The sequence below is a fragment of the Tolypothrix sp. FACHB-123 genome, from assembly GCF_014697075.1.
Taxonomy (GTDB): Bacteria; Cyanobacteriota; Cyanobacteriia; order Cyanobacteriales; family Nostocaceae; genus Aulosira.
The window spans coordinates 143,103-166,154 of record NZ_JACJRE010000004.1; the positions used below are offsets into that span (position 1 = coordinate 143,103).

Annotated in this window: 16 protein-coding genes; 2 read left to right on the plus strand and 14 right to left on the minus strand. The window is 41.0% G+C overall.

Annotated elements, in window-relative coordinates; genetic code table 11:
• The first annotated feature begins 340 nt into the window (after window positions 1-340).
• Together pbpC and H6G41_RS04455 are read left to right on the plus strand one after the other, a co-directional pair.
• Window positions 341-2,677: a penicillin-binding protein 1C gene (pbpC, locus tag H6G41_RS04450; RefSeq protein WP_190743938.1), complete on the plus strand. Its 2,337-nt coding sequence runs from the start codon at window positions 341-343 to the stop codon at window positions 2,675-2,677.
• Window positions 2,678-3,007: 330 nt separating this feature from the next.
• A complete protein-coding gene (locus H6G41_RS04455) occupies window positions 3,008-3,166 on the plus strand; it encodes a hypothetical protein (RefSeq protein WP_190551996.1) in 159 nt (52 codons plus the stop codon).
• Window positions 3,167-3,868: 702 nt separating this feature from the next.
• Here the strand turns inward: H6G41_RS04455 and H6G41_RS04460 are convergent.
• The 14 genes from H6G41_RS04460 to H6G41_RS04525 all read right to left on the minus strand — a co-directional run bounded on the left by H6G41_RS04460 (window position 3,869) and on the right by H6G41_RS04525 (window position 22,799).
• Complete coding sequence (locus H6G41_RS04460) at window positions 3,869-4,363, minus strand: host attachment protein (RefSeq protein WP_190743940.1); 495 nt, start codon at window positions 4,361-4,363, stop codon at window positions 3,869-3,871.
• Between the two features lie 145 nt (window positions 4,364-4,508).
• Window positions 4,509-4,958: an orange carotenoid protein N-terminal domain-containing protein gene (locus tag H6G41_RS04465; RefSeq protein ID WP_190743942.1), complete on the minus strand. Its 450-nt coding sequence runs from the start codon at window positions 4,956-4,958 to the stop codon at window positions 4,509-4,511.
• A 451-nt stretch (window positions 4,959-5,409) separates the two neighbouring features.
• The gene (locus H6G41_RS04470; protein ID WP_190743944.1) at window positions 5,410-5,892 is read right to left on the minus strand and encodes a GNAT family N-acetyltransferase; all 483 of its coding nucleotides are present in this window, start codon (window positions 5,890-5,892) and stop codon (window positions 5,410-5,412) included.
• A 75-nt stretch (window positions 5,893-5,967) separates the two neighbouring features.
• The gene (locus H6G41_RS04475; protein WP_190743946.1) at window positions 5,968-6,186 is read right to left on the minus strand and encodes a hypothetical protein; all 219 of its coding nucleotides are present in this window, start codon (window positions 6,184-6,186) and stop codon (window positions 5,968-5,970) included.
• A 96-nt stretch (window positions 6,187-6,282) separates the two neighbouring features.
• On the minus strand, window positions 6,283-9,936 hold the full coding sequence (gene bchH, locus H6G41_RS04480) for a magnesium chelatase subunit H (RefSeq protein WP_190743949.1): 3,654 nt from the start codon (window positions 9,934-9,936) through the stop codon (window positions 6,283-6,285).
• Between the two features lie 161 nt (window positions 9,937-10,097).
• Complete coding sequence (locus H6G41_RS04485; protein WP_190743951.1) at window positions 10,098-11,708, minus strand: hypothetical protein; 1,611 nt, start codon at window positions 11,706-11,708, stop codon at window positions 10,098-10,100.
• 431 nt (window positions 11,709-12,139) lie between these two features.
• On the minus strand, window positions 12,140-14,302 hold the full coding sequence (gene recQ, locus H6G41_RS04490) for a DNA helicase RecQ (RefSeq protein ID WP_190743953.1): 2,163 nt from the start codon (window positions 14,300-14,302) through the stop codon (window positions 12,140-12,142).
• A gap of 321 nt (window positions 14,303-14,623) precedes the next feature.
• Complete coding sequence (locus tag H6G41_RS04495) at window positions 14,624-16,204, minus strand: hypothetical protein (RefSeq protein ID WP_190743955.1); 1,581 nt, start codon at window positions 16,202-16,204, stop codon at window positions 14,624-14,626.
• A 479-nt stretch (window positions 16,205-16,683) separates the two neighbouring features.
• Entirely contained in the window at window positions 16,684-16,977 is a 294-nt protein-coding gene (locus H6G41_RS04500) for a hypothetical protein (RefSeq protein ID WP_190743957.1), read from the minus strand.
• A 261-nt stretch (window positions 16,978-17,238) separates the two neighbouring features.
• Window positions 17,239-18,093, minus strand: coding sequence for a formyltetrahydrofolate deformylase (gene purU / locus H6G41_RS04505; RefSeq protein WP_190744111.1), 855 nt, complete (start codon window positions 18,091-18,093; stop codon window positions 17,239-17,241).
• Window positions 18,094-18,184: 91 nt separating this feature from the next.
• Complete coding sequence (locus tag H6G41_RS04510; RefSeq protein WP_190743960.1) at window positions 18,185-18,787, minus strand: DUF4340 domain-containing protein; 603 nt, start codon at window positions 18,785-18,787, stop codon at window positions 18,185-18,187.
• Between the two features lie 55 nt (window positions 18,788-18,842).
• Window positions 18,843-20,582, minus strand: a complete 1,740-nt coding sequence (locus H6G41_RS04515) for a Gldg family protein (RefSeq protein WP_190743962.1) — start codon at window positions 20,580-20,582, stop codon at window positions 18,843-18,845.
• Between the two features lie 393 nt (window positions 20,583-20,975).
• A complete protein-coding gene (locus H6G41_RS04520; RefSeq protein WP_190743964.1) occupies window positions 20,976-21,794 on the minus strand; it encodes an ABC transporter permease in 819 nt (272 codons plus the stop codon).
• Window positions 21,795-22,799: an ABC transporter ATP-binding protein gene (locus tag H6G41_RS04525; protein ID WP_190743966.1), complete on the minus strand. Its 1,005-nt coding sequence runs from the start codon at window positions 22,797-22,799 to the stop codon at window positions 21,795-21,797.
• Window positions 22,800-23,052 lie beyond the last annotated feature (253 nt).

Sequence of the window (23,052 nt, forward strand, 5' to 3'; positions counted from 1 at the left end):
TCTTAGCGTGAGATTATTCTATAGATAACCAATAAGAGGGGATTGTTCCTAGTAATAAGTACAATTCTTAATGATATTTAAACGAACCGCGTTCGCGCAGCGTCTCGCAGAGAAGACACAAAGAACACGAAGAGAAGAGTGATGAACCGCAGAGGCGCAGAGGACACAGAGAATTAAGAAATGTTGATTTTTTGGAGATGATAATTGGAGAATAAATACCAATGACAAATGACTAATGACAACTGACAAATCAGTTGTAAATTGTTAGTAATATTTCCTGATTAAAGTGCGATCGCTACGTCAAAATTAAAGTAAGTTTGACAGGGTAGAGCATTCGCTGATGCAAGTAACTTCACGCAGGCTAATTCAAATTACGCAAAAGTTTTGGCGACGATTAAATCGCAGTCGCCGGGGGAAGGTTATTCTAGCTTTGCTGCTGATGTGCTTGGCGGTGCGCTTAATGCCCTATTTTGCACCAGTTCGCGCTACAGATATTCAACAAAATCAGCTAGCGTTACAATTTAGCGATCGCAATGGGCTATCTTTAGGAACTATACTCACTCGCGATCAAGAGCATACTGCTGTAGTCCCATTAAATCAGGTTTCTCCCCAGTTTATTCAGGCGATTTTGGCGGCGGAAGATAGCAGTTTCTATCATCATGGGGCGTTGGATTTAAAAGCAATCGCCCGCGCGATTAAGGAAGCGATTCACGCGAAAAGAATTGTCTCTGGTGCTTCGACGGTAACAATGCAGTTGGCGCGGATGTTAGATCCGGTTCCCCGCAATCTTTCTGGTAAACTGCAAGAAATTTGGTTAGCTTGGCGGTTAGCTGCGGGGATGAATAAGGATGAAATTCTCGCAGCTTATATTAATCGGTTACCAATGGGGGGAAATATCTACGGTGTGGAAGCAGCAGCCCGTACTTATTTTTCTATCCCCGCTCAGGATTTAAATGTTGCTCAAGCTAGTCTATTAGCTGCTATTCCTAATAATCCCACATATTTTGACCCTTTAGCTCATTGGCAACGGTTGAAGCAGCGTCAAAGATATGTTCTCAACCGCATGGTACAGGATGGTTATATTAGTTCTGCCTTAGCTGAACGCGCTTATACAGAAAAGGTAGTATTTCAATCCCGTCAACGGGGAATTATTGCTGCACCTCACTTTTTATTTTGGTTAGCCAGTCAGCAAAGTACCCCAGAAGGGGAAGGACAAATTCGCACTACAATAGATAGACCTTTACAACAATTTGTGGAAGCACAGGTAAAACAAGTACTTGCTTCTTTAGCGGCGAATAATGTCCAAGATGCCGCCGCTTTGGTAATAGATAACCACACTGGGGAAATTTTAGCTTATGTGGGTTCGCCCAATTATTTTGATGAAACGAAACTCGGACGTAATGATGGCGTACAAGCGCTACGTCAACCCGGTTCTACCCTCAAGCCTTTTGTTTATGAGTTGGCGCTAGCTAAAGGTATAATTCGCCCGAATACCATTTTGGCAGATGTGCCGGCACATTACGCGATTCCCGGTGCGAAACTTTATAGCCCTACAGATTATACTCAAAAGTTTCAAGGCCCGGTGCGGGTGCGGGTGGCGTTGGCGAATTCTTTGAATATTCCCGCAGTTAGGGTGTTAGAAAAGGTAGGCGTACCAGCTTTTTTAGAACATCTGCGTCAATTGGGTTTTGAACATCTCAATCAAACCCCGGAATATTATGGTTTAGGTTTGACTTTGGGTAGTGGAGAAGTCAGTCTGTGGGAATTAGCCAAGGCTTATGTGAGGATGGCGCGACAAGGTGAAGCTGTATCGCTAGTTAGTACCATACCCCAAACATCAAACAGCAAACCCCAAACACCGAACCCCAACCCAACAACATGGCAATTAATTATTGATATGTTGAGTGATAATCATGCCCGCGCTACGGCTTTTGGTGTAGATTCTGTATTACATTTACCTTTCCCCTCAGCAGTAAAAACTGGTACTTCTTCCAATTTTCGCGATACTTGGACGGTAGGATTCACAACAGATTACACTGTTGCTACTTGGGTAGGAAATTTCACCGGGGAACCGATGCGCCAAGTATCAGGGGTAACTGGGGCTGCGCCTTTGTGGAATCGCATTATGTTACATTTGCACGAACATCACGAACCAGAAAATTTCCCTTCACCTCAAGGTTTAGTGCAATTACCAATTTGTGCCATTTCTGGGTTAAAACCTACACCCGATTGTGCTTCCGTGGCGCAGGAATATTTTTATCCCGCAGACAAAATCGCCTATGAAAACCCACAACCAGGCGGTTTATCGCCAGAATATGATGAATGGTTAGCTAAACAGCAACCAGCAACTTTTAATACTAGCAATTTACGAATTATATCTCCGAATAATGGCGATTTATTTTTGCTGTATCCAGGGGAACAAACAAGCCAAAAACTAGAGTTTAAGCTAATAGGAAAGACGGCTGAACCTGTAGAGTGGCGGTTAAATGGGGAAAAGCTAGCTCTAGATTCAGCGAAGTCTTTATTTTGGCAGATTCGTCCTGGTAACTGGACATTGGAAGTGAACAGTAAAAATAGTAGCGATCGCGTCAGCTTTCAAGTACAGTTAGCCAAAAGCAAATCCACAAGACGAGGTTTTTCAATTGTGAATTCTCAGGTAAATCATAGCAGCCCATAAGTGTTATTGCGCAAGCTATCACCCACTGCTGAAATGAAGATACTGGATGACATTGATACTAATTGTCAAAAATGCGACAGCAAATATAATTCAGAAAATCCTTGTTGCGCTGCATCCCATTTTTTGATGGCGCATTGGTATTAATTTTTAAGCAGTTGTTAACTGAGTCTTATATCTGACCTAATATCTACCCTAATACAGTCAATAATTGAAGAGATTGCTATTCCCGTAGGAATACTGAAAAAAATAAGATATTTCTTGCGAAATTTGCACTTTTCAATTTGATGTTATACATTAGTGCTGAAGTTTTCATTAAAGGTTTAAATAGCCATGACAAACACCACGAATTCTCCCACCCAAGACAGTAAATCTACGAAGAAAAAACAGTCTTTCCCTAAGACAGATATTGGTTCGCCAAGAGTTCCCCTGAAAAAACGTCCGGTAAAACAACAGCATGAGTTACTCAGCGATTGGGAACACGCGAGTTAATCACCTCATGGAAATCCCTAATTAAACAGTTGATCCGCAGTTGTCATGCGAGGACAATTATCTCGAACGAATCTCTCGATATTTCCCAAAGCATTGCGATATACAATCTATTCAATCGTATCTTCTGCATATTTTTGCAATACGAAAGATCCTTACTAGGCTTATTGTCAGACGTTACTCAGAATTCTTTTTCAACCCAAATTCAGGTATTCGATTCTGCTGAACTACGGCCCATAATATCGCTACCGCTTCACTTGCGATTCAATTGCCATCAACTGTACTCTCTACACAGATACAGTAATCTTTCAGCAAATAACAATTTTGCCAAGCACAGCAAAGACTACACACTTCTGTAATGTATCAGAGTGGGAATGTTGATTTTTATATAGCTGGGGCAGCAGCTACAATCATCAGTATTATTAATGCCATCATCAACACAGAAATTTTGACGATGAGGTAAGTGCTGAAATCAGGTAATAAAATATCGTGAAACATAATTACCTCCCTTTGGGTGTTTCTGTCAGACTAAACACATTGAGGTGATAGGGAAACCGAGGTTAGCTGTTAACTTTAGTTTCCCTATAAAACTATTTTCCTGCAAAAGTCGTTGCTTTCAATGGTAAGTAAAGTTTAAGTAACATTTTTTAGCTTACTGAAACTATCATTTGTCATTGATTATTGGTTATTTGTAAAGACCAATGACTAAATTGAAACCCTTTTGTGGGGTGGTAACAATTGTTTACTAGCCAAATACTCATGTAGTTCATGAGGTTTGAGATGACAAAGGTCTTTGGCTAATTCATGTATCTTAATATTTTTTGGTAATACAGGCGTTATAGCTGTACGCATTGACCCTAGTATTTGTGGTTCAGCTATAACTAACAGTTGTTGAATTTGATGAATCTGAAGTAAATTAACTATCTTATTAGTAATGCTTTGGATAAAACGACGTTCAAATTCAATCAAATGGCGATCGCGTCCATCATCATAGCTGTGTGCTTGACCAGCAACACCGCGATTCCGTCCAGTTTTAGAACTCGTCCACAATTCTTGATCTTGTAGTTCGCTTTGAGAACTTAATAAAGCTTCATCTTCCATGAGACTTGGGCCAGGTTGATATCCTGGTAATTCTGATGGCTTTAAGGTTAAAAAACGTGCTTTTGTACCATCAATCACAGCAACAAGGTATCTATTCATAAAAACCTACTTTCAATGCTGGATCTCTAAATACTAGCAATAGTCATTGGTATTTTAAACCTCTTACTCACAAAGCTTTAAATATAAGTAAATATCAGTGTTGACGGTTAACAGTCAACCGTTAACTGTTAACCATCAACAATGTTTATACAACCTGCTTCAAAAAATTGACTATATCCTCAATATTTGGTGTATCAAGTAAATCTAAAACTGCTGATGATTCTTCGGAAGGTATATAATCATCGGGTATACCAATCATGCAAGTTCCGAGATTTTGCGCTAATTGATACCAAAAGCCCAGCTTGAGATCTGGACTCATTGCAGCATATTCTTCAATGGAAATGCTAGTATTATTCGCTTCCTTAGGGTTAAACAACTGACGTAAAGCTAATATTTGTTCGGCTTGAGGTAGTTTCTGAACTTGTGCAACTAAATTAGCAGTCTTTTCATTTGGCTCATTATTGAGAGCGATCGCGGGAATTTCATCAGCAATTTGCGTATATAAGGATGCTAGTACTGATAAGCGCTCGTCAGCATTCAAATTATTAAATTTTGATACAGCTTGTTCTAAAAAATTGACATTTGTCGAAGTCATAACTAACCCTAGTAAAATAGTTAAATATTTTGTAGCTATACCTGTGTTTGTTATTAGGTAGGAAAAAAAGAGAATTGAATTTTCACTAGCCAAAATATTGACTGGTTATGTTTATATCTCTATTCACGTTATATAGTTGAGCGTGAAATAAGCACTACAAAAAGATAGAATATTCCGGCAAAGTTCCCATATAGAAACCAGTCAAAAGACAGATGCCATTGAGCTAAACGCTTAGACCCGCATTTCTCACAAACAGTAGGGGCGGGTTCACAGATATGCTCGAATCATTCAAGAATATTTCGCTCAACCCGCCCCTACTCTGGACTCTGAACTGAGGTTGCAATAATTGGTGAGAAATCCGGGTTAGATATGCGCCTGTATAGAAGGGTTGGTGAACTACTTTGCTATCCTTGAACTTCTGAAGCGAAACTGGTTTATAGATTACTGTAGTCTAGTCTGCATTCAAAACTTTCCGCAACACAATTTTATCAGCCCCCGCTGCGTAAAAGTCTCGGATACAAGCCTCTTCCTGGAAACCGCACTTCTGGTAAAATTTCCGCGTGCGGTCTAAGTTTGCTAAAGTTTCCACTAGTAACATTCGTCCACCGCGTGCTTTCAAAGTTTCTTCAACGTAGCGCAGCAGCTTTCCACCGCGTCCTTGTCCTTGATAATCGGGGCGAATGGCAATTAATTGCAAGTTCCATGTCCCATCGGTCATTCGTTCAGACTCACAGTAGGCGACTCCTACTAGCCCATTTTGATCATCGTCATCAGCAATCCAAAAGCGATCGCTATTAGTTTTACCACTGAAGTAGTCAGCTAGCATATTGCTGAGAACCTCTAACTCGTGCGGCTCAAAACCGATTGTATTAGCTACAGCCATCAGCGCTTCTGTATCTTCAGGTTTTGCAAATCGGATCGTGGATAGATTCATAAATTATATGCTTGACTCATATACTAACTAGCAAATTTGCTTGAGGCTAACTACATTGCAGATATCAAATTTATTTTATTGACAAGCTACTACTGTTTCGAGAGTCACCAAAATAGCTTTTGATACTACAATTGCCATTTTCGCCACTACAATTGCTATTTTCGATAATACAATTGCTGTTTTTGATAATACAATTGCTATTTTCGATAATACAATTGCCATTTTTGATACTACAATTGCTATTTTCGATAATACAATTGCCATTTTTGATACTACAATTGCTATTCCTGGCATCGCCAAAATAGCTTGTGAGACAAAAATTGCTATTTTGGCGATGTCTACGGCAATTGATACACACCTAAAAGGTATAACTTGCAGTTTCGACTCAATTTAAACTGTCACACCTTCTAACTCTTCATCAGTTAATTCATACAATTGACGTAACTTATCTAACTTATCTTTATCCGCTTGCCAAAAACCCCGCCCATGCGCTTCTAACATCCTGCCGATGATATTGCGAAAGGCTTCCGGGTTAGCTTTGCGTAACTTTTCCGCCATCTCTGCATCTAAGGCATAAGTATCCGCAGCTTGGTCATATACCCAATCATCAGTAAAATCCGCAGTCCCACCCCAACCAATCAACGCCGTCATCCGTTGGGAGATTTCAAACGCACCACCAGAACCTTGATTAGCCATAGCTTGCGCCCATTTGGGATTTACTAACTTCGTGCGGTATTCCATGCGTAGTAAATCATCTAAATTGCGGGGTGTGGTGTCCTTTGAGAAACTTTCGACAAAACTAGTGGTTATCTTCTTCCCGCGCTGTTTTTCTGCCGCTTTCTTCAATCCACCAGTATTGGCGTAATATTCCTGAATATCGGTAATACCATATTCTACCGAATCTATTTCTTGAACAATGCGATCGCTTGTTTTTAATAAAGTATTCAAAACCTCAGGTCTAGCCTGTCCCTTATCCTGTCTCCCATAGCTAAACACATTGCGGCTTTGCCAAGTATTACCTAACTCCTCACCCGATTCCCAATTACCATCAACAACTTGGTCATTCACCAAAGAACCAAAATCGCCAGCCGGGTTAGAAAACAATCTTGCAGACACATTCTCCACCCCTTGCGCCTTCAAAGCTAAAGCATGTTTTCTAATAAAATTCTCTGCTTCCGACTCCTCAATCTCAACCGCCCGTTGAAACAAATCATCTAATAACTCGATGATATTCACAAAACTATCACGGAAAATTCCCGATAGATTTCCTAACACATCAATTCGCGGATGTCCCACATCAGCCAAAGGTTTCAACTCATAACGAACAATTCTCCCCGTTCCCTCCTTCACAGGTTCAGCACCCACCAATTCCAACAAAATTCCCAAGGATTCACCCTTAGTTTTAATCGCATCCAAACCCCATAACATCACCGCCACAGTTTCCGGATATTTCCCATGTTCTTGTAAATGCTGGGCGATAATTTTTTGCGCTATTTCCCTACCCCGTTCATAGGCAGCAGGCGACGGCATTCTATAAGGATCTAAAGCATGAATATTTCTCCCCGTAGGTAACACACCAGGCCCATCCCTTAACAAATCACCACCAGGCGCAGGCGGAATATATTCCCCATTTAAACCCCTCAACAAATTCCCCAACTCATCCCTAGATTGCATTAATAAATCTCTAATTTCTTCCTCCTCCTCTCTGTGTTCTCTGCGTCTCTGCGGTTCATTTCCAAAATAAGCCTCCAAATACCCCGCCAACTTTTCCTCATCAGGTTCCTCTCCCAAAACATGCAACCCCGAAGAAAACAACCGCCCTTCTAAAACCTGCAAATACTCATATAACCTCACCAAATAATCATCAAAAACATGGGCACTAAACATCCGCACATTTTCATAACTAAAAGCAATCCCCAACCTTTTCGCATCTTCCAACGGACAATCTACATCCAACCCAGTATCAACAATTTTTTGACAAATCCCTTCCTGCAAAACATAATTCTTTTTTGGATCTTCCCGATACTCAGAAATCAAATCCCTTAAAGCCAACAATTCCTTATACAAACCAGCACGACCATAAGGCGGGACATTATGAGAAATTAACACCCCATAACCGCGACGCTTCGCCAAAATAGATTCCGAAGGATTATTTGCCGCATATATATATAAATTGGGGATATCACCTAATAAAATATCCGACCAAGAATAACCTGTATTTCCTAAAGGCGAACCAGGTAACCATTCCACAGTTCCGTGCATTCCAAAATGCACCACAGCATCAGCTTGAAACTCATTTTGTAACCACTTATAAAAAGCAGCATATTGGGGATGAGGTGTTAAATCCCGTTCAAACATTAACCGCATCGGGTCACCTTGCAAACCCAAAGGCGGCTGCACACCTATCCAGATATTTCCTAACTGTACGCCGCCAATTTGAAACTCATCACCATAGGTTTTAATTCCCGTTCCCGTCAAAGATTTCCATTGTTTTTCAATTCGAGAAATGCGGAGATAACCTAACCATTTTTCCAGGGTGCGAACGTTAACTGAAGCAGGAATTTTATCTTTTTCTCCTTCATTGATACTTTCATCTGCTTCTTTTACCCAGCGAATTAACTCTTCCCCATCATCCGGTAAATCGCCTATAGTATAGCCTTGTGCTTTGAGTGCGTTGAGGAACTTTAATAAACTACGCGGCACATTTAATAAAGCAGCTGTACCCACAGCCCCATAACCGGGAGGAAAACCATATAAAATAATGGCAATTTTCCGTTCTGATGCAGATTTTTGACGTAAATTAATCCAGCTTTTTACCCTACCAATTAATCGCTGTACTCGTTCAGGAATCAAATAAATATCTTCACCCACCAAACCACCAAGGGGAACTGTATCAATTGCCCCATCGAGTTCCGGTAAAGCATATAAAACTACACTTTGTAAACCACCAATTCCTTGACGAGTCCAAGAATGAATATCTTGAATTAATAAAGGTGCAGCCACAAAATAAGGTACATTTTTTGCTGTTAAAATCCGTTTAGCTACTTCTACCTGTCGCCCTGCTTCCATTGAACCAGCCGGGCCGCCAACTAAAGGAAAACCAATTGTAGATACAACAGCATCAACTTTTACTGCTTCTTTGGAAAGCGAAAGAGTTTCAATATTACCCAGTTCTCTTTGCTGAATTTCATAATCAGTTGTCATCCAATCTCTGACAGCTACATGTCCTTCTACACCATTGATAAAAATTGGTAAGGGAATTAAACCAGCCGCTTCAAAACGTTTAATTAATTGGGGAATATATTGTTGTTTTGTAATAACATGTTTGCGATACAGCAGAATCCCCACAACTGGATTCTCAACTTTAAATTGCTGTTGATACCAAGATAAATAGTCTTTTGGTGATGCAAAAAAACCTTGATAATCTGGGTGCAATAAACCCATATTTGGCGTTTCCACAGGCGCAGGAATATCGCCAATCTTTAAACCTAAATATTTTTCCGCCAGCGTCCAGAATAATGACGCAACATTATCTGCGCCGCCAGCATTCCAATAACCGTAGATAATTAGCCAGTTGCGTAAATCCTGGACTTTTTGCACTGGCACATATTTGAGTAATTTCGGACCTACCTTTAAAAAGCTAATATAACCAGCGAGTTTATCTTCTTCTCTACCATTACTAAATTTATCGAGAATAAATTTTACTGGTTTGGGCATACCTTTGGGTTTATCGCCAATAGCAAAATCGCCCAGCTTAGTTAAACTCATCAATTCCAAAGCCGACTCGAACACCAAGCGAATGGGAATTTTCGAGATGCGATCGCGCAGCCACATAACTTGGTCATAATCAAATAGTAAGCTGCCAAAAAATACCTCAGCATCTTGGAGTGCGGCTTCTACTTCCTGGCGCTTAGTGGTAATATCGCGATCGCTAAACACTCGAATATCCAAATCTAAACAGCGAGAGTTAGCTAAAAAAGCCGCTTTCCTATACAAGTCAGCGTTAAAGGATTCAAACCCAGCAATCAAGACGATGCGTTTCATGCAGTAAGCTACAAAATATGTCTTTATCTTGATCTTAATTCGCCTTTCAAGCTAAAACCTGACACTGTTGAGTTAAAGGGATATTTCTAGGTAAATTGGCGATCAGTTAGGTAGACGAAGTGATTATCCCCAATGCCCCATGCCCCATGCCCCATGCCCAATTAATAATTACTATTGAGCATATTACTCAAAATATTAAAATTCTTGTCCAAACCACCAATAATATCTTTCAGACTAAGTAAATTTTTCGGCGGGCGAGAAACTAACGAATCCAACTTAATCAAGTTTTGGAAATTCACCTTAATCTCTCCCTGACGTTCAGTTTTACTATCCAGTTGATAAAACTTCACCCCAGCCAATTGCATAATTTTAATCAATTCTTGGGCAATAATCCCATAGCCAATAGTTGTTGGATGAATCCCATCTAAAGAGAATAACCCGCCTTGGGTGCGCCCATTCGGCCCGGCTAGCAGAAACCGCGAATCAGGTACGGGCTTTAACGCTTGTAGTTCTGGCGGTAATGGGTAAGCACCGCCCACTTCATCCCACCATACGGGTTTAGCTGTGGGGTCTTGTAAAAAACGCCGGGATGCTAACCTATCTAATAATCCCGCCATTTCAAATAAATACCAATCCCTACCTTCAGTGCGTGCCTGACGTACCGCATCAGTTATATAGTCGTTATATTGATCAATGGCGCTATCAATTGCTCTCGCTTCCTGTTGTGTCAAATTTGGGTGTTTCTTGGGGTCAAAGTCTTTATCTTGTATCCAGGGTAAAGTGTAGTAAGGAAAATATCGCGAACCTGGCTTTACTTTGTGATCCACACCACGAGCAAACGGCACAATTGTAATATGGGGCACTGTACCAAAAATTACATGACGGGCGCGGATTTTTTTTACTTCAGCCACTAACTCATCGAGTTCGGCTTTAAAGTGAATCGGACGCCAAACCGTATATTTATCGTTAATTTCCATATCCGCATAGTCATTATCACTCCAGACAACGCTAAACGTCAGAATAGTGCCTAAAGCGTTATTTGCACCCACAATTACAATCAGCGTTTCAATTCCTTCTGTATCTGGCGTACCTTCTTCACCTAACGCTGCGGCTGCTTGCACTGGGGAAAGTGCTACACCATTGCTATCCCGTGCGGAATTTAATACCCTAATCGCCGCCCGGTCATTATGATTTTCCACTATTAACCGCAAAAAATCATCCTTGGGAGGTTGCTTTTTTACCATGTTGATACAAATATCTGCATTCCGCGATATTGTATTTCGCAAATCCCAGCCATAAACTGCAAGATTATGGTTGATTCCTTGGTGAATTGGGAATAAGGAACCGTCACCTCGTTCCCAATAGTTTTCGTTAATATCTAAATATTGGCGGATAAATAAGGCTGCATTAACAAACTCTAAGGGATTAATATTAGAACCAAATTTTTTATCTAAATCATGGGCTAAGCGTTCTACATTTAAAGGCAATCCATCTGTGGGACTTTGATAAGTAGGATAGCGAATTTCATTCCAACCTAATTCTTTAGCAATAATTGCTGGATATGAAAGTTGCGTATTAAATATAGCGCCACTTTGAAAACCTTGGGTGATGGAATCTCCGATTGTTACTAACCTATTTTTCGGAGTTCCGGTTTTTGTAATATTTACAGGAATGCCCAAAGTTGGATCTGTAATAGGTTTGCGTGGTTGCACAGAAATAACCACATCATTTGGAGTTTTGGAGTCTAATATAGAATTCGCTAGATTTGTCATGGCTTTCTAGTTTATTCAGCAATTAACTGAAAATAGAATACTTTGATTAAGGTAATTTATAGCGTGTATAGACATAAATCTCTACTTTGTTGGGCGATGCTATAAATACTTATTCCCATGCAAATTATCTGGCGCATTCATATATTCTAGAGGGCAAGGCATTGCCTTGCCCCTACCATCTGTCGTATTGTTTTTGCAAATAGATTATATGCCAATACGGTTCAGTTAAGGATAAATTGTAGGTTGGGTTGTAGCTTGCTTCCCGAAGGGTACGAAGTGAAACCCAACAAACCCCCGGAAATGTTGGGTTTCGTTCCTCAACCCAACCTACGCATTTTCAGGTTTTTGGCGCTAACTGAACGGTATTGGATTATATGCATCTTTATATTAAATTAATCTAATAGCGATAAATCAAACCATGAAATTACGCTTTATTTGCGGTTTTCCCGTCGCCATTTTCCCCTAACTAAGCGAATTTCATCATAAGTATAATTCTCTCCCAACTGCTCGCGAATTGGTGTGAGGGCAATATCGCCAAGAACTTCTAAAACTTGCCAAATTTTCTTTTGTCGTTCTAAAGGAACTAACTGATTTAAATCTACTGGTTGGTTTTTGGCAATTAAGTCTTCAAGATGGCGGATAATTGTTGTCGGGCGAACATTTCTTTTTTGAGCGATTTCTTCAACACTCAAACCTCTTTGATGTAAGAGTAATGTAGCTAGTTCGGTGTCAGAAGGTAAGGAATTTCTCACCACTGGGTGAGAATTATCTGGCGGATCTATTAAACCTTGTTCTTGACGATAGGCGCGAATTTCACCGAGAAACTTTTCTCCATATTGGGCTAGTTTATGACTACCCACACCGGAAAGTTTAGCAAATTCAGTTAAATTTCTCGGTTGTACTTGCGCCATTAATTTCAAGGTGGAATCTTGGAAAACTACGTAAGGCGCTACAGATTGTTCATCAGCGAGTTGTTTACGCAGCGATCGCAATCTTTGCATTAACAGTTCCGCATCCGCAGCTTTTTCGCTTCCCTCTTCCCAAGTAATCTTTTGCACTGTAGGAACAGCCAAGCTAACTGTGCGCTGTCGGCGCATGACTTCCCAACTCAAGGCGTTCAGTTTCAAGACGGAATAGCCATCGCTGGTTTGTTCTAATAAACCTTGATGTAAAAGCGATCGCCCTAGCATTCGCCATTCATCCACAGTTCTATCTTTACCAATCCCGTATGTAGACAGCTTATCGTGTTCGTTTTGAATAATTTTCTGACTTTTCCCACCCCTTAACACATCAATAATGTGCAACATCCCAAATCTTTCTTTACAACGCGCCACGCAAGATAAGAATTTCATCGCTTCAATTGTCCAATCTTGCATTGGTTTGGGATAGCGACAATTGTCACAGTTACCGCAATTTCCCGGAAAGCGTTCACCAAAATAACTTAACTGAATTGTCCGCCGACAGTCTGTACCCTCGGCGTAATCTATCATTTGTCTTAATTGTTGTTTGGCGATTAACTGTTCTTGCGGATCGGTTTTTTGCTCAATACTCCATTCAATTGTTTTAATATCACCAAAACTAAAAAAGATTGTACAGCGCGATGGTTCTCCATCTCTGCCCGCTCGCCCTGATTCTTGATAGTAACTTTCTAAATTTCTGGGTATATCAAAGTGAACTACTAACCGCACATCTGGTTTATTAATTCCCATCCCAAAGGCGATAGTCGCAACCATAACTCGCGCATCATCGCGAATAAATCGCGTTTGATTTTTGCTGCGTTCATCATCAGGTAAGCCAGCATGATAAGCTAAAGCAGAAATTTTATCTTTTTGCAGTTTGAAAGTCAGTTCTTCAACTTTTTTGCGCGTTAAACAATAAACAATTACTGCACCTGTAGTATCCCGAATTAATTCTAATAACTCTGCATAAGCAGATTTATTTTTCGCCCGGACTTCATAATAAAGATTTTGGCGATTAAAGCTAGCAATGTGGATACTCGGTTGCTTTAAAGCTAATTGTTGGATGATATCACCCCGGACGCGATCGGTAGCTGTGGCGGTTAGGGCTACAGTGGGAACTTGAGGATAACGTTTGCGCACAGATCGTAATTGGCGGTACTCTGGGCGGAAGTCGTGTCCCCACTCCGAGACGCAGTGCGCTTCATCAATTGCAAAAGTAGAAATCCCCATTTGGTGATTAACTAAATCGAGAAAGGGGAGAAATCTTTCACTGAGAAGCCTTTCTGGAGCGACATAGAGTAATTTTACTTTACCTGCAAGGATGGCTTCTTCCCGCGATCGCACTTGATAAGCATTCAAACTACTATTGAGGAACGTAGCCGAGATATTATTATTACGCAGCGATTCTACTTGATCTTGCATCAAAGCAATCAACGGCGACACCACCACAGTTAAACCCTTCTTTAACAGCGCTGGTAGCTGAAAGCACAAAGACTTACCACCACCCGTAGGCATCACCACCAACAAATCCCGATTTTGCAGCGCATCTTCGATAATTTGCCGTTGTCCCGGACGAAATCGGTCATAACCGAAGTGATATTTTAGCGCTTGTTCGAGATTGGGATACTGAAGCATAGCGATCGCTTTTTCTGTAGCCTGCTGCGTGAGTTGTTATGATAACAGGATTTTAGCAATCTGGATGGTGAAAAGCGATTAGGAGTTAGAAGAGAAGCGAAGGCTTCCCGACTCAGGCCAATGGTGCTATTGCAGCGTCAAGGCTTTTCCTAAAATCGCTGCTGTTGCTAGCTTGCTTCAAATCGGATTTATCTGGAAAACCTCTGTCCAAACCTCTCTCCTACAAGGAGAGAGGTTTGAATTCTCCCCCTTCCCTAACAGGGAAGGGGGCTGGGGGGTTAGGTTTTGCGTTGGTTTTTCCACATAACGCGAAAAGTCAGTTTATATATTAGGGGTGTTGTCAATTACAGAGAAATTTGCCCCATACGGATCAGAAGGCCCAAAAGACTGTGGATATGTCAAACCACCAGACAAAACAGTTATATCTCCTTTTTTAAACTCAACGCTCTTGAAAGCTCCTAGTTGTAATTGTGGGAAAATACCTGATGCGAGATTGCGATCGTAGCTTGTATTAGAGATTGTTCTCTGATCAATCAAACCATCAGCATTGAAATCAAATTCAGACACCGAAAGAGTTAGGTTACCTTTGTTGTCATAAGTATTATTGGTGGTGGATCTGCTATCAATGATGCCATCAACATTGAAATCAGATTCAGACAGCGAAAGAGTTAGGTTACCTTTCTTGTCATAAGTATTATTGGTGGTGGATCTGTTATCAATGATGCCATCACCATTGAAATCATCTTCAAAGACCGATTTGGTTAGGTTACCTTTGTTGTCATAAGTATTATTGGTGGTGGATCTGCTATCAATGATGCCATCAACATTGAAATCAGATTCAGACACCGAAAGAGTTAGGTTACCTTTTTTGTCATAGGTATTATTGGCAGTGAATCTGTTATCAATGATGCCATCACCATTGTTATCAGATTCAGACACTGATTTGGTCAGGTTACCTTTGTTGTCATAGGTATTATTGGTGGTGAATTTGTTATCAATGATGCCATCACCATTGTTATCAGATTCAGACACTGATTTGGTCAGGTTACCTTTGTTGTCATAGGTATTATTGCTGGTGAATCTGCTATCAATGATGCCATCACCATTGAAATCATTTTCAAACACTGATTTGGTCAGGTTACCTTTGCTGTCATAGGTATTATTGGCAGTGAATTTGTTATCAATGATGCCATCACCATTGTTATCAGATTCAGACACTGATTTGGTGAGGTTACCTTTGCTGTCATAGGTATTATTGGTGGTGAATCTGCTATCAATGATGCCATCACCATTGAAATCATCTTCAAACACTGATTTGGTGAGGTTACCTTTGCTGTCATAGGTATTATTGGTGGTGAATTTGCTATCAATGATGCCATCAGCATTGAAATCAGATTCAGACAGCGATTTGGTCAGGTTACCTTTGCTGTCATAGGTATTATTGGTGGTGAATTTGTTATCAATGATGCCATCAGCATTGAAATCAGATTCAGACAGCGATTTGGTGAGGTTACCTTTGCTGTCATAGGTATTATTGGTGGTGAATTTGCTATCAATGATGCCATCAGCATTGAAATCAGATTCAGACAGTGATTTGGTCAGGTTACCTTTGCTGTCATAAGTATTATTGCTGATGGATCTGCTATCAATGATGCCATCACCATTGAAATCATCTTCAAAGACCGATTTGGTGAGGTTACCTTTGCTGTCATAAGTATTCTTGATGATGGATCTGCTATCAATGATGCCATCAGCATTGTTATCAAATTCAGACACTGAGCTAGTTAGGTTACCTTGGGTGTTATAAGTATTCTTGGTGGTGGATCTATAATCAATGATGCCATCACTATTGAAATCAGATTCAAAAGTAACAGATTCAGAAACAGGAGTATTTGAAGCCATAATTGCATACCTCAAAAAAGATTGAAATCAAATTAAGTAGTGATGAACGTAGCGACTCTGCTATGACCAGCCTGGTATCTCCTAAAAGTGTGAATGCCCGGTGGTCACTTTATGCAAAATAAAAATCGAATTATCTAGTCAGAATGTAAGTTTAAGAAAGCAGTCCCAATAAAAAAATTTCATCACCATGCATGAAAGGGAGATGTGGTACCCTGCGGGTTCTGCTTCGCAGTAAGACTTCGCGGTAATCGAGTTTCGACTCCGCTCATGCCTTCTTTGGTCAACTATAGGTAATCAGTTTTACACACTGAGCTAGTTAGGTTACTTTTGCTGTCATAAGTATTGTTGGCAATGTGTTAGCGATCAACGATGCCATCAGTATTATAACCATACTCAGCAATAAAATTGTCTGAATTTTTGGAAAAATATGCTTATATTTGACGATATATAGCAATACGGTTCAGTTAGCGTCACAAATCTTAAAATGGCGTAGGTTGGGGAGCCACTGCGTTGGACGGGTTTCCCGGCTTGTTCGCCGGAGGCGTTCCCGCAGGGTAGCAAGTGGCGTTTGAGGAACGTAGACGCGGAGCGGTGAGGCATTGCGTTGGGCGGGTTCCCCGACTTGTTCGCTGAAAGCGTTCCCGAAGGGTAGCAACTGCCGTTAGCGAAGCGGTAGCGACGTTCGCGTAGCGTCTCCCCTTGGGAGAAGGAGCGTCACCCGAAGGGCTTCCCGTAGGGTAACCCAACATTTCCGGTCGCTTGTTGGGTTTCACTGCGTTCAACCCAACCTTGTATCTTAGAAGAAGTGGTAGACTGAACCGTATTGCGATATATAGGGGTTATCAGTTAACTCCAATACACGCGACGATATAATTTTGTATTGCATCCAACCCAGAAGCGCTATTTTGACTGATATCATTCACGCTCTAGTTGATGTGTTCGTAGGAAACAAGCCTATGATCACAGGATTTTACCAATCTCTATGGAAAAAGGGACGGTTGACTGTTGATTGTTGACGGTTGATGGTTGCCCAATTACTCAAATACTACTGTCCGATTACCATAGACTAAGACACGGTTTTGTAAATGCGATCGCACTGCTCTGGCTAGTACAATCCTTTCTAAATCTTTGCCTTTTCTAATTAAATCTTCTACTGTATCCCGGTGGCTGACTCGCACTACATCCTGTTCAATAATTGGCCCGGCGTCTAAATCTGTAGTTGCATAATGGGCGGTAGCACCGATAATTTTCACGCCCCGTTCAAAAGCGCGGTGGTAAGGATTTGCACCAATAAATGCAGGTAAAAAAGAATGATGAATATTAATAATTTGCGGAAATTTAGTAATAAAATCTTCGCTGACAATTTGCATATATTTTGCCAATACAACTAAATCAATGTTGTACTGTTGCAGTAATTCTAATTGCTTAATTTCCTGCTCTGCTTTGTTTTCTTTGGTAATGGGAATATAGTGATAATCAATGCCAAATTGCTCGGCTATTGGTTGTAAACTCTTGTGGTTACTAATAATTAAAGGAATTTCCGCGATAAACTCCTTCGCCCGGTGTCGCCAAATTAAATCAAATAAACAATGGTCTTGACGACTCACCCAAATAGCAATTCGGGGTATAGTATCAGAAAAATGTAGTTCCCACTTAGCGCCCAAAGGTTGAGCGATCGCATTAAATGCCGGGCCGATTAAATCTCGTGGTAAATTAAACCCTGCTAATTGCCATTCAATCCGCGTGAGAAACAACCCCGCCGCAAAATCTGTATGCTGATCGGCATGGATAATATTGCCACCATTCGAGTAGATAAAATTAGCAATTTTTGCCACCAACCCCCGTTGATCGGGACAAGAAATTAGCAATGTGGCTGTTGGATTAGTCATGGGGCATTGAGCATTGGGCATTGGGCATTTGTCACTTGTTAAGAAGCGAACCGTCAACAGTCAACAGTCAACAGTCAACCGTCAACATCAATTATTTACCAGTTGGAGTTGGAGTTGGTTTATCGCTATTATTTTTAGGTTGTTGCCATTCTGATAATTCGCGATTTACGGCATTTTCAAAGTCTTTTGATACCAACAGCACATCTATATTACCATCGGGTTTAACCGTTGGATTAGCTTGGACGTATAAGGAACTACCATTAGGGTTAAGCTTTCCTAACAATAATTGCTGATTTTGTTGATTCTTCAGCTTGATGTTAATCGTGGCTTGGGGTTGATCTAAACCGAATTCAGCTTTTTGGCTGGGTGGGATAGATAAAATGCGATCGCTTTTTCCTTTAACTAACAAATCCATCAAATAAGAAACAATAGCATCATTCGCCGGCTCTGACACAGGCGATTTCAACAACCACTTTGGCTGGTTTCCTTGAGGATTGCGTTCTAAAGACAAACTCAGCTTTTGAGTTGTCACCGTCAAAGATTGCACATCATCAGCAGTAAACGAGAAAATTTGCTGCTGTTTCTCCTTCACCTCTTCCCGCTGAGTTCCCCCACGAATCTCATAAAAATAAACAAACGTACCCAAACCCAGCGCCAGCAATAGCAATATTAAAGTCGTTCGCGAAAATTTCATTTTTAGTTAGTTGTCAATTCTCAGTTGTCACAATCAACCGTCAACAATCAACCCTCTACCTCCTCCGCCACCAAATCACCGCAGCGCCTACCAACCCAAGCAAGGGTAAAAGTAGCAGCGATGATAATGCTAAAACACCAGCTTGGACAGCGTTGATGTTCAAGCGGCGGTTTTTGGCTTCTTTGGGACGAATGGATAAAGGTTGTTTATCTTCTTGTTGACTTAGCCAAGTGACTGAATTCAAGAAGACATCACCGTTAAGTTGCTGTTGAAATAAGCCATCTTTGACAAATTCCGAATTACCAAAAACTACTAATCTGGATTCCGTTGCAGTTTGTTCTGGTTGTTTGTCGGTTGGCGGTGCAGAATTAGCGGGACTTGGTGAAATTATCGGACTAGGACTAGCCTGACTGGCTGTAGTTGGTGATGGTAATGCAGCAGGTGAAGGTGAAGGTGAAGGTGTTACTTGTCCTTGAGTTGTGGGTGATGGTAAAGGTGAAGGTGTTGGACTAGGTTGAGCTTGAGTTGTTGACGCGGCGGAAATTTTCTTTTTCAACGCTACGCCTAAAGTTAACGGCCCTTTTAAATCTTTATCGGCGTTAAACTCTAATTTTTCACTCTTCAGGTCGCTTTCTGCCCAACTATCAGGATAAGGTTTAGTCCGCAGTAAAGGTGTAGATTCAATTCCCGGTACTGGCGTGACTTCTATTGGTCTGGCTAACTGATAAAAAGAAATACCATTGGCGAAATCTTTGGTAATTGGATGTTGTCCGTATTCGGTAACGATGGAAATTGCTGGGCCAATTTCCGCATTTCTTTTTGATAAATCCACAGCTAAGCGATTATCCAGACGTACACCCCAATCTTTGAGTAAGTTATCAAGTTTGGGTTCTGTACCTAAGTCAATCATCAGCATTAAATTACCGCCACGATTGAGGTAATCTTGTAAAGCTTTAACTTCACTGTCAAATAATCCGCGTTCTGGCCCAGCGACTACTACAGCCGTTGCATCATCGGGAACTTTGGGCTGTTCGGCTAAATTTAAAGGTGCGGTGATGAAATTTTTATCAGTTAATTCCTGAACCGCTTGAGACATTGCATCTGGTGCGGCTGTTATTTGATGTTCGCCATGACCTTGGAGAAAGTAAACTTTAGCTGAGTTAGCTGTAGTAATTTGCTGCAAGCGATTAGTTAATCTAACTTCTGAGAGTCTATCTCTCTCATTCACTACTTGCACTAACTGTCTTTTATCTTGATATTCTAAATAAATTTCTCCGTTATCTTTATAACCAAATTGTCTAGCTAATCCCGGTCTCGCATCGGGATCGACATATTCAAATTGAAACTTAGAATTTTGCCGCCGATAATTTTCTAATAAATCTCGGTCTTGGGGATTTTGGGTTTTATCAAAAATCCAGACTTTTACAGGTTGTGCCAGATTATTGACTAATTCCCGCGATTGGGGGGCTAGGGTAAATAATTGGGTTTCGGTAAAATCTGCCCGGTAATGGTAGCGAGTACCTAAGAAGTTAATTAATCCCAAAATTACTAATACTGCCATAGTGGCAACTAAAGCATTAGTACCAGCTTGGGTGGAACGTCGCCCCCACCATTTACTTTCTTGGCTTTGCAAAATTACCCATAAGCCAATAATTACTAATCCAGTAATCAAAAATCCTAAGGAAATTGGCCCCCATCTTGATGCAACTAATCCCGAAGTTAAACCTGCAACCAGGAAAAAAGGGCCTAGCCAAAATAGATATTTCCAAAGTTTCTTTTTAGCGACGATTTTCATTTTGTGTCAGTTGTCGGTTGTCAGTTGTCAGTAGGGGCGGGTTTATTAAGATCATCATTGATCGGCAAAGATATTCGTGAACCCGCCCATACAGTTGTCAGTTATCAGTTGTCAGTAGGAGCGGGTTTATGGGAGATCGTCATGGATATTTGAGGATATTTGTGAACCCGCCCGTACAGTTGTCAGTCGATTTTTATTGTAGGAATTGCTTACCAAAACCCCATAATTTATGGACTTCCAGAAAATAAATTATCCAATTTCTTAGAGAAGATATTTTTATTTTTCACCCCTGCACCCTGCCCCCTGCCCCTCTGCCTACACAGTGATAGTATATTTTTTTAGTTGGAAGTCCTTATGACGAATCACCAATGACAAATAACCAATGACTATCAACTATTGCCGCTGAAAGCGCAATGTATCAATGGATTGTGATGTCAAAAAGACACCGAGAAATATGTAAGTCGCAAATAACAGGATGGCGCTGGTGTCAAAGATGCCCTGAATCAGTGTATTAAAATGCTTGAGTAAGGAAATATAGCTTAAAGCTTCGCCAATAAAACCAGGCAGAGCTTTAGAAATTAAATCAACAAACAACAGCAATAAAATCACTGCAAAGGTGAGTACGGCAGAGATAATTGTACTGTCTGTTAAGGAAGAAATAAACATTCCTAACGATAAGATTGCGGCTGCTAGCAAGATTAAGCCTAAATGACCCAACAATAAAATTGTGGGTGACATGGGTGGATTTGATTGACTAATGACGAAAACTTCCAGTGCAATTAAAGGCACAATCATGGTGATGAAGAAAGTTAGCACGCCTAATAATTTACCGACAGCAACCGCCCAGTTTGTGATTGGTGACGTAGCTAATAGTTCTAAAGTGCCCCGTTTGCGTTCTTCTGCATATAACCCCATTGAAAGAATCGGCAAAACAAATAATAATAGCCAGCCCATGCGGTCTAAAAATGCGCGGACAAATTCATAAGGTACATCAATTGGTGGTAGTTGTACGCCTATTTGTTGCCCTTGTAAATCTATGGCGGCTACAGTTGCTAAAATTCCATCTGGTGCTGGTGCTAGCAAAAGCATGATTAAGAACAACCCAGATAAAAACCAGAATATGCCAGCAATTACATAAGCTAGGGGCGAGACAAAGTAACTCTGCAATTCCCGGCGATAAATAGCAATAATATTACTCAGTACTATACCCATTTACGCGGCTTCTCCTTCTGTGGTTGCTGAATCTTCTAGAGACTCTAGATTCTTTTCGGCTGTGGTTAGTTGCAAGAACACATCTTCTAAGGTAGCGCTGACACGCCGCATTTCATGCAAAGCAAATCCGGAACGCACTAATGTTGTGGCAATATCTTTTCCGGGTTCGGTTCCTGGTTGCGATATCACCCGCAAATAAGCGCGGTTTTCTGGCGCTGGGTGATGACTTCCCACTGTCGGAATTGATTCTACCAGACTGACACCGGATATATTTTGCAGGACTTGTTTTGCTAGGGCTGGTTCTCCCTCAATTTCTATTTCATATCCTGAGCCACCTGTCAACTGTGTCATAAGATTTTCTGGTGTGTTGGTGGCGACTACTTTACCGCGATTAATAATGGCAACGCGGCTACAGGTCATGCTAACTTCAGGAAGAATGTGGGTAGATAAAATGATGGTATGGGTGCCGGCCAGACTTTTAATTAAATTCCGCACTTCTATAATTTGCCGGGGGTCTAGTCCTACGGTGGGTTCATCTAAAATAATTGCTGGCGGATCGTGGACGATCGCCTGAGCAATTCCTACCCGTTGCCGATATCCTTTAGAAAGCTTGCGGATAATGACTTTGCGCTTCTCGTCTAAATTACACCGCGCGATCGCAGCTTGCACTTTACTATGGCGATCGCCTGCGGATACTCCCTTAATTCTCGCCACAAAATGCAAAAATCCCTCCACCGTCATATCGGGATATAAAGGCGGCGTTTCCGGTAAATAACCAATTCGTTGACGCACAGCTAAAGAATTCTCATGCACATCAAAGCCTGCTATCTTCGCCGTCCCCTTAGTTGCCGGTAAATAGCCAGCTAAAATGCGCATAGTCGTAGTTTTACCAGCGCCATTAGGGCCTAAAAACCCTAGAATCTCCCCAGGTTCGACATTAAAAGTCACATCATTAATCGCTGGGGTAGAACCGTATATTTTACTCAGATGCTCAACTTCAATCATCGGTCTAAGGCGATCGCATTTTTAGAGAATACCCAACAATATTAGATCACCATGTTTTGATTGCAAGCATTAATCAGGCAAAAGAAACGGAGTTAGGCGGTAACTTAAGGAAATCAGAAATAAAAAATTCCCATACCCAATGCCCCATGCCCCATGCCTTAATCTTAAAAAACCAATCCTGTTACAGTAGACGTACTCATTCCTAGAGAACTTTGACTCATTTGTGACCAACGAGATCTGGTTGTCTATCAAC

Excerpts from the sequence above, each read along its gene's own strand:
- pbpC (WP_190743938.1), top strand. The coding sequence starts at position 341 with ATGCAAGTAACTTCACGCAGGCTAATTCAAATTACGCAAAAGTTTTGG.
- H6G41_RS04455 (WP_190551996.1), top strand. The coding sequence starts at position 3,008 with ATGACAAACACCACGAATTCTCCCACCCAAGACAGTAAATCTACGAAG.
- H6G41_RS04460 (WP_190743940.1), bottom strand. The coding sequence starts at position 4,363 with ATGAATAGATACCTTGTTGCTGTGATTGATGGTACAAAAGCACGTTTT.
- H6G41_RS04465 (WP_190743942.1), bottom strand. The coding sequence starts at position 4,958 with ATGACTTCGACAAATGTCAATTTTTTAGAACAAGCTGTATCAAAATTT.
- H6G41_RS04470 (WP_190743944.1), bottom strand. The coding sequence starts at position 5,892 with ATGAATCTATCCACGATCCGATTTGCAAAACCTGAAGATACAGAAGCG.
- H6G41_RS04475 (WP_190743946.1), bottom strand. The coding sequence starts at position 6,186 with ATGCCAGGAATAGCAATTGTAGTATCAAAAATGGCAATTGTATTATCG.
- bchH (WP_190743949.1), bottom strand. The coding sequence starts at position 9,936 with ATGAAACGCATCGTCTTGATTGCTGGGTTTGAATCCTTTAACGCTGAC.
- H6G41_RS04485 (WP_190743951.1), bottom strand. The coding sequence starts at position 11,708 with ATGACAAATCTAGCGAATTCTATATTAGACTCCAAAACTCCAAATGAT.
- recQ (WP_190743953.1), bottom strand. The coding sequence starts at position 14,302 with ATGCTTCAGTATCCCAATCTCGAACAAGCGCTAAAATATCACTTCGGT.
- H6G41_RS04495 (WP_190743955.1), bottom strand. The coding sequence starts at position 16,204 with ATGGCTTCAAATACTCCTGTTTCTGAATCTGTTACTTTTGAATCTGAT.
- purU (WP_190744111.1), bottom strand. The coding sequence starts at position 18,093 with ATGACTAATCCAACAGCCACATTGCTAATTTCTTGTCCCGATCAACGG.
- H6G41_RS04510 (WP_190743960.1), bottom strand. The coding sequence starts at position 18,787 with ATGAAATTTTCGCGAACGACTTTAATATTGCTATTGCTGGCGCTGGGT.
- H6G41_RS04515 (WP_190743962.1), bottom strand. The coding sequence starts at position 20,582 with ATGAAAATCGTCGCTAAAAAGAAACTTTGGAAATATCTATTTTGGCTA.
- H6G41_RS04520 (WP_190743964.1), bottom strand. The coding sequence starts at position 21,794 with ATGGGTATAGTACTGAGTAATATTATTGCTATTTATCGCCGGGAATTG.
- H6G41_RS04525 (WP_190743966.1), bottom strand. The coding sequence starts at position 22,799 with ATGATTGAAGTTGAGCATCTGAGTAAAATATACGGTTCTACCCCAGCG.